Annotated in this window: 13 protein-coding genes; 3 read left to right on the top strand and 10 right to left on the bottom strand. The window is 62.8% G+C overall.

Annotated features, from left to right (window positions below; genetic code table 11):
* Window positions 1-8 precede the first annotated feature (8 nt).
* From ICI42_RS16930 to topA, 4 genes are read right to left on the bottom strand one after another with little or no spacing between them, the layout of a single operon-like run.
* Window positions 9-749: an NUDIX hydrolase gene (locus ICI42_RS16930; RefSeq protein WP_188165770.1), complete on the bottom strand. Its 741-nt coding sequence runs from the start codon at window positions 747-749 to the stop codon at window positions 9-11.
* Window positions 750-801: 52 nt separating this feature from the next.
* A complete protein-coding gene (locus tag ICI42_RS16925) occupies window positions 802-1,239 on the bottom strand; it encodes a DUF983 domain-containing protein (RefSeq protein ID WP_188165769.1) in 438 nt (145 codons plus the stop codon).
* Window positions 1,239-3,557: a ribonuclease R gene (gene rnr, locus ICI42_RS16920; protein WP_188165768.1), complete on the bottom strand. Its 2,319-nt coding sequence runs from the start codon at window positions 3,555-3,557 to the stop codon at window positions 1,239-1,241. The genes ICI42_RS16925 and rnr overlap by 1 nt, the downstream gene beginning before the upstream one ends.
* 5 nt (window positions 3,558-3,562) lie before the next feature.
* A complete protein-coding gene (topA, locus tag ICI42_RS16915; RefSeq protein ID WP_188165767.1) occupies window positions 3,563-6,229 on the bottom strand; it encodes a type I DNA topoisomerase in 2,667 nt (888 codons plus the stop codon).
* A 290-nt stretch (window positions 6,230-6,519) separates the two neighbouring features.
* On the opposite strand from topA, the gene ICI42_RS16910 reads away from it, so the two are divergent.
* Entirely contained in the window at window positions 6,520-6,711 is a 192-nt protein-coding gene (locus tag ICI42_RS16910; protein WP_188165766.1) for a hypothetical protein, read from the top strand.
* Here the strand turns inward: ICI42_RS16910 and dprA are convergent.
* Genes dprA through ICI42_RS16890 form a run of 4 tightly spaced genes read right to left on the bottom strand, consistent with a single transcriptional unit; the run spans window position 6,688 to window position 10,711 of the window.
* A complete protein-coding gene (dprA, locus tag ICI42_RS16905; RefSeq protein ID WP_188165765.1) occupies window positions 6,688-7,818 on the bottom strand; it encodes a DNA-processing protein DprA in 1,131 nt (376 codons plus the stop codon). The genes ICI42_RS16910 and dprA overlap by 24 nt on opposite strands.
* Window positions 7,815-8,426: a glycerol-3-phosphate 1-O-acyltransferase PlsY gene (gene plsY, locus ICI42_RS16900; RefSeq protein ID WP_188165764.1), complete on the bottom strand. Its 612-nt coding sequence runs from the start codon at window positions 8,424-8,426 to the stop codon at window positions 7,815-7,817. Before plsY ends, dprA begins: the two co-directional genes overlap by 4 nt.
* A gap of 39 nt (window positions 8,427-8,465) precedes the next feature.
* Window positions 8,466-9,752, bottom strand: coding sequence for a dihydroorotase (locus tag ICI42_RS16895; protein ID WP_188165763.1), 1,287 nt, complete (start codon window positions 9,750-9,752; stop codon window positions 8,466-8,468).
* Entirely contained in the window at window positions 9,749-10,711 is a 963-nt protein-coding gene (locus tag ICI42_RS16890; RefSeq protein WP_188165762.1) for an aspartate carbamoyltransferase catalytic subunit, read from the bottom strand. Before ICI42_RS16890 ends, ICI42_RS16895 begins: the two co-directional genes overlap by 4 nt.
* Window positions 10,712-10,875: 164 nt before the next feature.
* Between ICI42_RS16890 and ICI42_RS16885 the strand changes: the two genes are divergently transcribed.
* Entirely contained in the window at window positions 10,876-12,504 is a 1,629-nt protein-coding gene (locus ICI42_RS16885) for an acyl-CoA dehydrogenase family protein (protein WP_188165761.1), read from the top strand.
* Between the two features lie 21 nt (window positions 12,505-12,525).
* Here the strand turns inward: ICI42_RS16885 and ICI42_RS16880 are convergent, their stop codons facing one another.
* Together ICI42_RS16880 and ruvX are read right to left on the bottom strand one after the other, a co-directional pair.
* A complete protein-coding gene (locus tag ICI42_RS16880; RefSeq protein ID WP_188165760.1) occupies window positions 12,526-12,780 on the bottom strand; it encodes an energy transducer TonB in 255 nt (84 codons plus the stop codon).
* 70 nt (window positions 12,781-12,850) lie between these two features.
* Window positions 12,851-13,336 (bottom strand): Holliday junction resolvase RuvX, encoded by a 486-nt coding sequence (gene ruvX, locus ICI42_RS16875; protein WP_188165759.1) that lies wholly within the window; start codon window positions 13,334-13,336, stop codon window positions 12,851-12,853.
* A gap of 75 nt (window positions 13,337-13,411) precedes the next feature.
* Here ruvX and ICI42_RS16870 point away from each other — a divergent pair, with 75 nt between their 5' ends.
* Window positions 13,412-14,119 (top strand): metal-dependent hydrolase, encoded by a 708-nt coding sequence (locus tag ICI42_RS16870; RefSeq protein WP_188165758.1) that lies wholly within the window; start codon window positions 13,412-13,414, stop codon window positions 14,117-14,119.
* The last annotated feature ends 71 nt before the right edge of the window (window positions 14,120-14,190 follow it).

The raw sequence follows: 14,190 nt of genomic DNA, 5'->3' as shown, positions 1-14,190 counted from the left end.
GACCGTGGCTAAAGCAGTTCGCGCAGGAAGCGGTTGTTCAGCATCCGGTAGAAGGGCACCTGCACGGGATCGGCCAGCTCCGAGTCGGTCTCCAGACGGCTTCGAAGATCGGACAGGACGGTCTTCGTGATCTGTGGCAAATCCTGCTCGACGGCCTGGTCGAAGGTCAGCCAGGCGCATTCCTCCAGTTCGTCGGTCGGCCCGCCCTCGGGCAGTTCAAGCGCCACGCTGCTTCTCCACGCAGTGAAGAACCAGGTATCGTAGCGCCTGACGCGTCCCGGCGGCGTGATCGCGCGAGCGACCACGCGCAGCCCCGCCAGCGACGGCCTGACGCCGTGGTCGGCAAAGCCCTGCCAATCCGGCCGGCCGGCAACGAAATCGCCGCGTTCGCCGATCAGCAAGCCCGCCTCCTCATAGGTCTCTCGGATCGCCGACAGGGCAATTGCGCGGGCACGCGCGGCCGTGGTGCGACCGGTGCGCAGCTTGAGTTCGTCGGCGGGGTCCAACCCCTTGACCACGGCGATACGACTGTCGGCGGGATCGGTGCGACCGCCCGGGAAGACGAACCGTCCCGGCATGAAAGCGTGTCTCTCATGGCGTTTGCCCATCAGCACACGCACGTCGCCATCGGCATGACGGTCAAGCAGAATCAGGGTGGCAGCATCTCGGGGACGCAGAGCCTTGCCCTTCTTGAGCGCAAAATCCTTGTTCTCGACCTTGTCGAGTTCGGTGCGCGTCATGCCTTCCATGGACAAACCTCAATTTAATTCACGTCGAGCGAAGCTCTGCGGCATGCCGCGTCTACTGTAGTTCAGGATGCGTTTCCAAACGCTCCTCTTCGTCACCGAAGCCGTGCATATACAGCGCCCATTGCAGTCCAACGACAGCGCCTTTGCAAGGACGGAGCAGGACAAGCGACGATATGATCGTCAGCGGCACCCAGATGGCCAGATGCGACCACATGGACATGGTGCTGACGGCTTCGATGGCCATGAAAGCCCCGACGACGATGTGGCCGACGACAAGCACGACCAGATAGGCGGGAAGATCGTCGGCGCGATGGTGATGGATCTGCTCGCCGCAGACCTCGCATTCATCCACGGTCTTGACGAAGGACTGGAACAGACGGCCTTCGCCGCAGCGCGGACATTTGCCCAGAATTCCGCATTTGATCGCTTCCCATACCTGGCGTTTGGGTCGCGCCACCGGTGCTTCGCCGCCGAAAACCTGCTGCTCCATCACGACCTCCGCTTGTGCCCGCTTCCGCCGCGCCGTGGTTGCGACGCCCGCGAGCGGCTCTTCTGGCCCTTGGACTTGTGGAACGACCGTTTCGAGCCGGGCAGGGGCTTGGGTTCGCTCAACATCTCGAAGCGGATAGCGCCCGCAAGCGGCGCAATTTCGACCAGCTTGACCTGAACGCTGTCGGCGAGCTGGTAGCCTTTTCCGCTGCGCTCGCCGAACAGCGCACGCGCTGCCTCATCGAACACGAAATAATCGTCGCCCAATGTCGAAATAGGAATGAAGCCGTCGGCGCCGAACTGCGGCAGCATCACGAACAGACCCGACTTGGTGACACCGGAGATGCGCCCGTCGAACGCCTCGTTGACACGCTCGGCGAGATAGCCGGCCGTCAGGCGGTCGACGGTGTCGCGCTCCGCCGCCATCGCGCGGCGCTCGCTCTGGGAAATGAGACCGGAAATCTCTTCGAGCCTGTCTTCCTCCACCTGCGTAAGCCCATCGGAGCCGAGGCCGAGCGCCGAGATCAGCGCACGGTGGACGATGAGGTCGGCATAGCGGCGGATCGGCGAGGTGAAATGCGCATAGCGCCGGAGATTCAGGCCGAAATGGCCGATATTGTCCGGATTGTACTCGGCCTGGCTCTGCGAGCGCAGAACGACTTCATTGACGAGCTGTTCGTTATCCGCGCCGCGCACCCGCTCGAGAATGCCGTTGAACTGGCCTGCCCGTATCTGGGCGCCACGCGCCAGCGACAGGCCGATGGTCTGCAGGAATTCGCGCAGCGATTCCTGCTTGGACAGCGAGGGAACGTCGTGAATGCGGTAGATCAGCCGCTGCTTCTTGTTTTCAAGCGTTTCAGCGGCCGCCACATTGGCCTGGATCATGAACTCTTCGATCAGCTTGTGCGCATCCAGGCGCTCGGGGACGATGACGCGATCCACGGTGCCGTCCGGCTTGAGCAAAATCTTGCGCTCGGGCAGATCGAGTTCCAGCGGTTCGCGCGCCTGGCGGCCCCGCTTGAGCAAATCATAGGCCGCCCATAGCGGCTTCAGGATTGTGTCGAGGATCGGATCGGTCTTGTCGTCCGGCACGCCGTCGATTGCCGCCTGGGCCTGCTGGTAGGAAAGCTTTGCCGCCGACTTCATCATGATGCGGTGGAACGAGTGCCGGATTTTCCGGCCCTCGGCGGAGAACGTCATCCTCACGGCCAGCGCGGGACGGTCCACCAGTTCCTTCAGCGAGCACAGATCGTTGGAAATCCGCTCCGGCAGCATCGGTACGACGCGGTCGGGGAAATAGACGGAATTGCCGCGCCGAAGCGCCTCGCGGTCGAGGGCGGAGCCGGGCGTGACATACGCTGCGACATCGGCGATGGCCACAGTGGCGATGATGCCGCCCTGGTTGTTCTCGTCCGAATCCGGCTCGGCAAAGACCGCGTCGTCGTGGTCCTTGGCATCCGCCGGGTCGATAGTGATAAGCGGAAGGTCGCGCCAATCCTCGCGACCCCGCAGGCTTGCAGGCTCGACGCGCTCGGCTTCCTCAAGGGTCTCCTGCGGCCAGACATAGGGAATGTCATGGGCGTGAATGGCGATCATTGAGACCGCCTTTTCATTGGTCAGGGAGCCGAGAACCGAGATAACCTTGCCGCGTGGCAGGCCGTAACGGCTGGAATTGCCCGCCTCGACCTCGACCAGGTCGCCCGGTTCGGCGCCGTTGCGGAAATCCTTTTCGATCACCAGTTCCGGCTGACGCCGCTCGACCGGCTCGATGCGGTACGTGCCGTCTTCGAGGATGCGGAACACACCCAAGGTCGTGTCCTTGCGATGCTCGAACACCTTCATCACCCGCGCCGTATAGGCGGGCTGGTCGGGCTCGCCGAGATAGTCCTCGGCCGGAAACGTCTTGGCCAAAACGCGGTCACCGACGCCGGGCGCGGTCGCCGCGTCGGTCTTGCGGATGCGGATTGCGACCAGCGGGCCGTCGGCTTGTTCGGAGGGCCGGGCAAGAAGCGTGCCTTCGTCGTCGCGCCCGAAAATATCGAGTACGGCGACATGGGCAAGCGCGCCCGGGCGCGTCAGCCGCTTACGATTGCCGGCCAGCAGACCTTCATCCTGCAACTCGCGCAGCGTGTCTTTCAGCCAGGGCCGGTCGTCGCCTTTCAGCCCAAAGGCCTTGATGATCTCGCGCTTGCCGGCGCGATCCGGATTTTCGGCAACGTATCGCAGGATATCGTCACGGGACGGACGATAGGACGTGCCGCCTTCGGCTCCGCCGGCGCGGCTTTTGCCGGTCTTGGTTCCGGGAATTTTCCGCGCCACGCTGGTCAGCCTTTTTTCTTCGCCGGGGAGGGCTGCTTCTTTGCCGGAGCAGACTTCGCCTTTGCCGGAGCAGACTTCGCCGCGCTGGCCGACTTTGCCGGCTTCCTGGCAGTGCTGGCTGACTTCGCCGGTTTCTTCTTCGTCGTGCCGCCATCCTTGCCCTGCTTTTCGGCAATCAGCGCCAGGGCTTCCTCAAGCGTGATCGTGGCGGGGTCCTTGCCCTTCGGCAGCGTCGCATTGACCTTGCCAAAATTGACGTATGGACCGTATTTGCCGTCGCGCACGACGATCTTGCCGCCGCCATCGGGATGGTCGCCGAACTCCTTGAGGGCCGCGGCGGCTGTGCGGGCGCCCTTGCCCTTGGACTGCTTTTCCGCAAGCACCGTCACGGCGCGGTTCAGGCCGATCGAAAACACATCCTCGATGCTCTCGAGATTGGCATAAGTGCCGTCGCACAGGACGAAGGGCCCATACCGCCCGAGTCCGGCGGAGATCATCTTGCCGCTTTCGGGGTGCTTGCCGACATCGCGCGGAAGAGAAAGCAGCGCAAGCGCCTTCTCATGGTCGATCGAATCCGTGGTCCAGCCCTTCGGCAGGCTGGAACGCTTGGCTTCCTTGCCTTCGCCGCGCTGGACATAAGGACCGAAACGGCCGCTGCGCAGGGTGATCTCTTCCTTGGTATAGGGGTCGACGCCCAGCGCCTTGGTGCCGTCTTCAAGCCCTGCCGCATCGCCGTTGCCGTTGGTGCCGTCGCCGCCGAGCTGACGGGTAAAGCCGCAATCGGGATAGTTCGAGCAGCCGACGAAAGCGCCATATTTGCCGAGCTTCAGCGACAGGTTGCCCGTGCCGCATTTCGGACAGATGCGCGGATTCGAGCCATCTTCGCGTTCAGGAAAGACCAGCGGTGCGAGTTCTTCGTTGAGCGCGTCCAGCACCTCGGTGACGCGAAGTTCCTTGATGTTCTCCACGGCTTTGGAGAAGTCGTTCCAGAAATCGCGCAGTACCTCGCGGTAAGCGAGCTTGCCGTCGGAAATCTCGTCCAGCCGCTCTTCAAGAGCTGCCGTGAAGTCATATTCGACATAACGCTCGAAGAATCCCTCCAGGAAGGCTGTGACCAACCGACCCTTGGCCTGCGGCGTCAGCCTGCGCTTGTCGACTGTGACGTATTCGCGGTCCTCAAGCGTCTTCAGCGTCGATGCATAAGTCGAAGGGCGGCCGATGCCGAGCTCTTCCATCTTCTTGATCAGCGATGCTTCCGAATAGCGGGGCGGCGGCTCCGTCGTATGTTGGGTGGCGTTGATCGCCTCGCGCTTCATCGTCTCGCCGGAGCGGATTTCGGGGAGGCGCTTGTTTTCCTCGTCCTCCGAATCCTCTTCCTTGTGATCCGTGTAGGCGGCGATGAAGCCGTCGAAACGCATCACCGAACCGACGGCACGCAGATTGGCATGGCGGCCACCGTTGGTCGCCTCGATCTCCACCGTCGTGCGCTCGAATTCCGCAGGCTGCATCTGGCTGGCGATGGCGCGCTTCCAGATCATCTCGTAGAGCCGGGCCTGGTCGGCATCGAGATATTTGCTGACGTCGGACGGCAGCCGCGAGAAGTCGGTCGGGCGGATCGCTTCGTGGGCTTCCTGCGCGTTCTTGGCCTTCGCCGAATAATAGCGCGGCTTTTCGGGCAGATACTTGTCGCCGAATTCCTTGCCGATGGTCGCACGGGCAGCCGATATCGCCTCGGGCGCCATCTGCACGCCGTCGGTACGCATATAGGTGATGAGACCGGCCGTCTCGCCGCCGATGTCGAGACCTTCATAGAGCCTCTGCGCAACCTGCATGGTGCGGTTCGCGGAGAAACCGAGGCGCGAAGACGCGGCCTGTTGCAGCGTCGAGGTGGTGAAGGGCGGTCCGGGGTTGCGCTTGGCCGGCTTGGCCTCGACCGATGCGGTGCTGAATGACGCGCCTTCCAGCATCGACCGGATGTCATCGGCCTGAGCTTTCGACGAAATGTCGAGCCTCTGCAGCCTCTTGCCTTCGAACGCCGTCAGCTTCGCCTCGAACTGCTCGGCGCGCGGCGTGCCCAGGATGGCAGCGATCTGCCAGTATTCGACGGCGATGAAACGCTCGATCTCAGCTTCACGGTCGCAGACCAGGCGAAGCGCTACCGACTGCACACGACCGGCTGAACGCGCGCCCGGCAGCTTGCGCCACAGGACCGGCGACAGGGTGAAGCCGACGAGATAATCCAGCGCGCGACGGGCCAGATAGGCATCGACGAGTGCGACGTCGATCTGGCGCGGGTTGGCCATGGCCTCGAGCACCGACTGCTTGGTGATGGCGTTGAACACCACGCGACTGACCGGCTTGTCCTTGAGCACGCGCTTTTGCTTGAGCACCTCCAGAACGTGCCAGGAAATCGCCTCGCCTTCGCGATCCGGATCGGTGGCGAGGATCAGGCCGTCGGCCTCTTTTACCGCCTTGGAAATATCGGCGAGGCGCTTGGAGGAGGCGCCATCGACCGCCCAGGACATCGCAAAGTCCTCATCGGGGCGCACGGAGCCGTCTTTCGCCGGGAGGTCGCGGACATGGCCGAACGATGCCAGAACCTTATAGTTCTTGCCGAGATATTTGTTGATCGTCTTGGCTTTGGCCGGCGATTCTACGACGACAACGTCCATGGGTACTCATGATTTCCGGCGGTTACAGTCCAGATCAGACTTTCTGCACGCCTTTTATTGATATCGTTCGCCCGTCAAATGGCCGTGCTTTTTCAATCGGTCAAGGGGCGGCGGCGAAATCGACCTTTTCAGCTGACTACAACCATAGATTTCTTTTTAGGAAATATTGCAATCTAGGATAAATATCTTAAGCTGCGACCCGTGATCAAGTTTGTGATTTTACGGCGCAGCCTCCGGACAAATCAGCATCTTTTTCGAAAGCGCTAGCAGGACAAGGAAGGCATTCTTGCATGCATCAGACGGCTACTGGACAGAGGAAGATCGCAACACTTGAATATGTGCACTCGATGCTCGGCCAGTTGCGCATGATGGCCGAAAAAGAACGCTGTCCGATGCTCGCATATTATATTGAGATGGCGTTCATCGAAGCTGGCGAGGTCGTCCGCAGCGAATCGGCATCAGTCCAGCCCCGCAAGAAGTGACACCGACCCGCCGGCATGACGTTCGAGACGCCCCGCCAGATCGAGCTCAAGCAGAATCATGAAGACCTGAGCCGGATGCAGTTCCGTATGACGAATGATCTCGTCCACGCCCGTCGGCGTCGGTCCGAGCGCCTCGATCACCCGGCTCCTGTCGTCCTCGGCTGGCAAGGGCACGGATCCGAAATCCGGCGGCTCTTCCAGCGTCATCGTTGACACGCCTTTTTTTGCGATCGGCCGCAAGGCGTCGAGTACATCGGCAACCTCGGTGACGAGGATGGCGCCGTCCTTGAGCAGGCGATTGGTGCCGGCGGCCCTTGGGTCGAGGGGAGAGCCTGGCACAGCGAAGACCAGCCGCCCCATCTCGTTGGCGAGGCGCGCGCTGATCAACGACCCGGACCGGTCCGCCGCTTCAACGACGATCAAACCGAGCGACATGCCGGCGACGATGCGGTTGCGGCGCGGGAAATCCTGGGCGCGCGGCTTCCAGCCGAAAGGCATTTCGCTGACGGCGGCGCCGCGGGCGACGATCTCATCGAAAAGCCCGGCATTCTCCGGCGGATAGATGCAGTCGAGACCGCCAGCCAGCACTGCGACGGTTCCGGTGGCGAGGCTGCCTTGATGTGCGGCGGTGTCGATGCCGCGCGCAAGGCCCGACACGACGCTATATCCAGCGGAGCCAAGGTCATAGGCGAGCTTCCTCGCAAACTTGATGCCGGCCAGCGAGGCATTTCTGGCGCCGACGATGGCGATGGCTGGCAATGCAAAGACGGAGGTGTCGCCCTTCACCGAGAGCAGCGGCGGCGGATGGTCCATGTTGCGCACGACCGGCGGATAGTCGGGTTCGCCGATGGCGACGAAACGGCCGCCGAAGCGGTGCAAGGCTTCGATCTCGCGCTCAGCGTCGTCCACCGAGGGGATTGTCACGACGCGCTTTGCGCCGCCCGACAGCATCAGTTCCGGCAGCATCGCGATAGCCGCTTCCGCCGAGCCGAATCGGTTGACCAGATCGCGAAAACTCGCCGGCCCGACATTGGGCGTGCGGATGAGCCGAAGCCAGTTGATCCGTTGCCGATCTGTCAGGCGGGGACCGGCGCCGGCTTGCTTCATCCCTTTGAGCCGATCCGGCTTTCGGTTCCCGCCATGAGACGGGAGATGTTGGCGCGGTGCTTGATGAAAACGATCACGGTCATGACCGTGAACAGCCCTGCAATGCGCGGCTCACCGAGGATATAGAGCGATACCGGAACGGCAATCGCGGCACACAGAGCCGACAGCGACGAATAGCGGCTGATGAAGGCGACCAGCAGCCAGATCACGGCGAACAGCAGCGCCACCGGCCAATACAGGCCGATCAGCACACCAAGATAGGTGGCGACACCCTTGCCGCCTTTGAATTTGAGCCAGACCGGATAGAGATGGCCGATGAAGGCGCCGAGACCGGCGGCGAGCGCGGGCTCGACGCCCCATTGCAGAGCTACCAGCACCGCGACCGTGCCTTTCAGCATGTCGAGGATCAGCGTCGCAGCGGCCAGCTTCTTGTTGCCGGTGCGCAGGACATTGGTCGCGCCGATGTTGCCGGAGCCGATGTTGCGAACGTCTCCAAGGCCTGCCGCGCGGGTGATCAAAAGGCCGAAGGGGATGGAGCCCAGCACATATCCAAGCACCAGAGCTGCGACCAGGATATGCGTCGCAGTCGGAAAAATCTCGTCCGGCATCAAAGTCTTAGTCCCCGTAGGCTTCCGGCCTGCCCCAATTCAGGCCTGAAATACTGTGCGTCCGCCCACGAGCGTTTGCAAGACCCTGCCTTGCAGGCGGGCGCCTTCGAAACAGCTGTTCTTGGAGCGGGACCGCAAATCTTGCTCCCGAACCACCCAGGGCTCGTCGAGATCGACAACAGCGAGATCGGCGGCAGCGCGGGGCTTCAGCGTTCCGCCAGGCAGGCCGAACAGACGTGCCGGGGCGCTGGAAACCGCGTCGATCAGCCGAAGCAGGGGAACTTCGTCGTTGTGGTGATGCCGCAGCACCACGCCCAGAAGCGTTTCCAGCCCGACCGCGCCGGCGGCGGCATCGGAAAAGGGCAGGCGCTTGGTGTCGACGTCCTGCGGATCGTGCGAGGAGACGACGATGTCGATGGTGCCGTCCCTGAGCGCATCGACCATCGCCAGACGGTCCTCTTCCGCGCGCAGCGGCGGCGCAAGCCGGAAGAAGGTGCGGTATTCTCCGACATCGTGCTCGTTCAGCGCCAGACTGTTCACCGACACGCCGGCGGTTACTTTGACGCCGTCGGCCTTGGCCTTTGCAACTGCGGCGGCAGACATCGCGGTTGATATCTTTGCGGCGTGGTAGTTGCCGCGCGTCAGCCTTGCGAGCGCGATGTCTCGCTGCAGCGGAATCAGTTCGGCCTCGCGCGGAATGCCGGAGAGGCCGAGCCAGCTTGCGTAGAGCCCTTCGTTCATCACACCCGATGAGGCAAGGTCCGCATCCTGCGTTTCGTGCATGATGACGGCGCCGAAATCGCGCGCATAGGTGAGCGCGCGGCGCATGACCATGGCGCTGCCAATGGTGTGCCGGCCGTCGGTGAAGGCAACGGCACCGGCTTCGCGCAGCAGGCCGAATTCGGTCATCTCGTGGCCGTCGAGCCCTTTTGTGATGGCAGCGGCAGGGAAGATATTGACCTGGGCGGTGTCGCGCGCCGTCCGCAGCACGAATTCGACCAATGCGACATTGTCGATCACCGGATCGGTGTCGGGCATCATCACCAGCGAGGTCACGCCCCCGGCCGCCGCCGCGGCGCTCGCCGAGGCAATGGTTTCGCGATGTTCGCCGCCCGGCTCGCCGATGAAAACGCGGGCATCGATCAGGCCGGGAATAATGGTCTTGCCTGTGCAGTCGATCACCACAGCACCGTCCGGCGTGCCCTGGTTCAGCGCCGAAGCGCCCGCCGCAACAACTGTGCCGCCATCGACGATGACGGTGCCGACCTCGTCCAGCCCGCGCGAGGGATCGACAATGCGCGCGCGTTCGAAAACGGTGATGCTCATGCCGTCTGGTCCTGGTTTCGGCGCGGGTCGAGCAGCGCTTCCATCACCGCCATGCGGACAGCGACACCCATCTCGACCTGTTCCTGAATCACGCTTTGCGGACCGTCGGCGATTTCGGAGGCGATCTCGACGCCACGGTTCATCGGGCCGGGATGCATCACGAGCGCGTCTTCCTTTGCGACCTGAAGCTTCTTCGCATCGAGGCCGAAATAGTGGAAATATTCGCGCACCGAAGGCACGAAAGCGCCGGCCATGCGCTCGCGCTGCAGGCGCAGCATCATCACGACGTCGGCACCCTTGAGACCTTCCGCCATGGTCGGGCAGACCTCGACGCTCATGTCGGCGATGCCCGACGGCAGCAGCGTGGAGGGCGCGACGACCCGCACCCGGGCGCCCAGAGCGTTGAGCAGAAGGATATTGGAACGCGCCACGCGCGAATGCAGGATGTCGCCGCAGATCGCCACCGTCAGGCCGCCGATCCGGCCCTTGGCGCGGCGGATGGTCAGGGCGTCGAGCAGAGCCTGGGTGGGGTGCTCATGTGCGCCGTCGCCCGCATTGACGACCGAACAGCCGACCTTCTGGGCGAGCAGGGCGGCCGCGCCCGCCGACTGGTGGCGGATGATCAGGATATCGGGCCGCATCGCATTCAGCGTCATGGCCGTGTCGATCAGCGTCTCGCCCTTCTTCACCGAAGAGCTCGCCACCGACATGTTCATGACATCCGCGCCGAGGCGCTTGCCGGCCAGCTCGAACGACGACTGCGTTCGAGTGGAGGATTCGTAGAACAGGTTGATCTGGGTGCGCCCGCGCAAAGTGGAGACTTTTTTCTCCGACTGTCGCGAAATGGAGACCGCCGCATCGGCCCGGTCGAGAAGAAGCTCGATATCGACGGGGGATAGCCCCCTGATGCCAAGCAGGTGGCGGTGCGGATAGAGCGGCAGGGACTGGGCTTCGGTCATCTCAAGGCGCTGCTATAGGCCGCAGGCCTGCCGCTCGCAAGCGCCTTCCACAGCTGAACTGGACTTCGCACGGGATTTTCATCGCCTCGCGCGGGAACCATGCTCTATAACCGTTGAAACAGCCTCGGATTCGACGGCTCGAAACGCTGCAGCAAGGATATGGCGTGACGCAGGACGTAACCAACCAGTCCCCGCCTTTGACGGGGTCGAATGCCTGGCGCGGCGATCCGATGCTGATCCAGATCGCCGAGACCTTTTCCGAACCGGTGCGCCGCGAGCTCGACGGCCTCGGCCGCTTCGTCTACACGCCGGAGGCGCAGGAACTGGCGCGGCTGGCCAACACCGAGGTGCCGAAGCTCAGGACCCACGACCGCCAGGGTCGCCGCATCGATGTCGTCGAGTTTCACCCCGCCTATCACGCGTTGATGCGCCGCTCGATCACGAGTGGCCTGCATTCGTCCGTCTGGGAGAACGGCGAAAACGAAATCGGCCGCCGGCACCAGGTGAGGGCGGCGCGGTTTTATCTCACCGCGCAGCTCGAAAGCGGCCACCTCTGCCCAATCACCATGACCAGCGCGTCGCTTGCCGCGCTGATGGCCAATACGAAACTGTTTCGCGAATGGGCGCCGCGGGTGACCACGCGCAAATATGACCAGTCCCAGAAACCACCCGTGGACAAGACCGGGCTGACGCTCGGCATGGGCATGACGGAAAAACAGGGCGGCACCGACGTCCGCTCCAACGTCACCAAAGCGGAAAGGGCGGGCGGCAATTTCTATCGCCTCACCGGCCATAAATGGTTCATGTCGGCGCCGATGTCGGACGCGTTCCTGATGCTCGGACAGACGGGCGAAGGCCTGTCCTGTTTCCTGGTGCCGCGTATCCTCGGCGATGGCACGCTCAACGGGCTGAAGTTCCAGCGGCTCAAGGACAAGCTCGGCAACCGCTCCAATGCCTCGTCCGAGGTGGAGTTCGCGGGCGCTATCGGCGAGATCGTCGGGGAGCCGGGCGAGGGCGTCAAGACGATCATGGACATGGTGACGCTGACGCGGCTGGACTGCGCGGTCGCCTCCGCAGCCTTGATGCGCGCCGGTCTGGCGGAGGCGGTGCACCATACCCGCCATCGCGAGGCATTCGGTGCCAAGCTGGTCGACCAGCCGCTGATGCAGCGTGTGCTGGCCGATATGGCGCTTGATGTGGCGGGAGCCACTGCGCTGGCCTTCCGCCTGGCGCGGTCCTTCGACGAGGCCGCCGGCGACCGCGCCGAAGCGGCCTTCGCCCGCGCCATGACGCCGGTCGTCAAATACTGGGTCTGCAAGATCGCCCCGAGCCTGCTCTATGAAGCGATGGAGTGCATCGGCGGTAACGGTTATGTCGAGGAAGGCAATCTCGCGCGCTACTACCGCGAGGCCCCGGTCAATGCGATCTGGGAAGGCTCGGGCAATGTCATGGCGCTCGACGTGTTGCGGGTTCTGAGCCGTGCGCCGGGACTGTTCGAGGATGTGCTTGCCGGCATCGACAAGGATCTGGGCGCCAGCGGTCGCGGCACGATGAGCGTGCTGCGCGCCGCCATGCAAGTTGCCGATTCCGACGCCGGATCGGCGAGAATCCTGACCGAACAGCTCGCCATCTCGGCAGCGGCAGCGGAACTCCGCCGTATGGGGGCAGGGCGCATCGCCGATGCCTTCATAGAGACGAGGCTGGCCGGCCAGTGGCGCGGCACCTATGGCATGCTCGACGCCCGCCACGATTCGCGGCTGATCATCGACACGCTCTACCCGCCGCTGAATTGATCCGGCGGCGATAGCGACGCTTTATTCGATCACAATCGGAACGATGAAGGTTTTATTCGCGCCCGCCGGCTCCAATCGCCGGACGGCGCGTTTTGCCTCTCGCTTTACGCCGCTGATAAAGCGGTAATTATCATTGGTGGCCTTGATAATCCGCACGTCGTCAATCTTGCCGGCGGAATCAGTCTTTACTGCAACTTCTGCCCGCCCCGGTGGCATGGACCCGCAACCGGCAAGTATCCCCAACGCCAACGCTCCAGCGATCGTGAAAATCTTCATGTCTGCCCCATTGAGAGCAGGCTATGCGGGAATCATGTATTTGCCAATGGTCGAAGACAGGGCATTTCGACTATCTATCTTCGACGGACGACCCCATCGCATGCAGACGGTCCAGAACCCCCTGCAGGATGAAGGCAGCCGCAGCCGAGTCGATGCGGGTGTCGCGCTTGCGGCGCGAAACGTCCATTTCGAGAAGCGCGCGTTCGGCGGCGACGGTCGACAAACGCTCGTCCCAGAACAGAAAGGGCAGGTCGCTGAGATTGGCCATGTTGCGCACGAAGGCGCGCGACCGCTGCGCGCTCGGCCCTTCGGAGCCGTCCATGTTGAGCGGCAGGCCGATCACCACAGCGGCGCAGTCTTCCTTCTTGAGCGCGGCCAGAAGCGCTGCTGCGTCGAGCGTGAACTTCCGCCGGTTGATCACCGTGCGTGGATGCGCATAAGACAAGGATCGGTCGGATACGGCGAGACCGATGGTCTTTTCGCCGAGATCGATGCCGGCAAGCGTCTTGCCTTTGCCGAGCAAGGCAGGCAATTCCGGAAGCTGTAGAACGGGCACGCGGCTTTCCCTTTTGACATGACGCCGCCGCGTTCTATCTTCTGCCCTGCAAAAAAGCGAGGAGACCTCTCCAACATGAAACTCACCTGGTACGGCCATTCCTGCTTCGGCATCGAAACAGCGGACGCGAAGATCATCATCGACCCATTCCTGAGCGGCAATCCATCATGGAACAAGCCGTGGGAAACTGCGGCCGAGGGCGTCACCCATGTGCTTCTCACCCATGGTCATAGCGACCATGTCGGCGATGCCGCTGCAATCCTGAAGAAGACCGGCGCGATGCTGGTGGCGAATTTCGAGCTGTGCATGTTCCTCGTCGGCCAGGGCGTCAGCGACAAACAGATCAATCCCGGCAATATCGGCGGCACGGTCGATTGCGGCGGCTTCACGACCACCTTCGTCCAGGCCCTGCATTCCTCATCCAGCGAGTTGGATGACGGAACCAACGTCTATCTCGGCAATCCGGGCGGGTTGGTCCTGCATTTTTCCGACGCGCCGACGCTCTACCACATGGGCGACACCGACATCTTCTCCGACATGGCGCTGATCAACGAACTGCATCAACCCGAGATCGGCATCGTTCCGATCGGCGACCGCTTCACCATGGGCGGCGCGGTGGCCGCGCTCGCCTGCCAGCGCTTCTTCAAGTTCAAGACGGTCATTCCGTGCCACTTCGGCTCGTTTCCGATCATCGACCAGACGGCGGAAAAATTTGTCGACGCGATGGAAGGCACGGGCATTAAGGTGGCTTTGCCGGAAGTCGGCGGAAGCATCGAGTTCTAAGAAGAGCAATCAACATCGGATTGAAAAATCAACTTGATGTTGATTGTTGCGCGGCGCGTCTTGTATAGCCC

It is taken from the genome of Oryzicola mucosus (assembly GCF_014534685.1).
Lineage (GTDB): Bacteria > Pseudomonadota > Alphaproteobacteria > Rhizobiales > Rhizobiaceae > Oryzicola > Oryzicola mucosus.
Note: the sequence above shows the minus strand (reverse complement) of the source record. Positions and strands in the feature narration are given on the sequence as shown.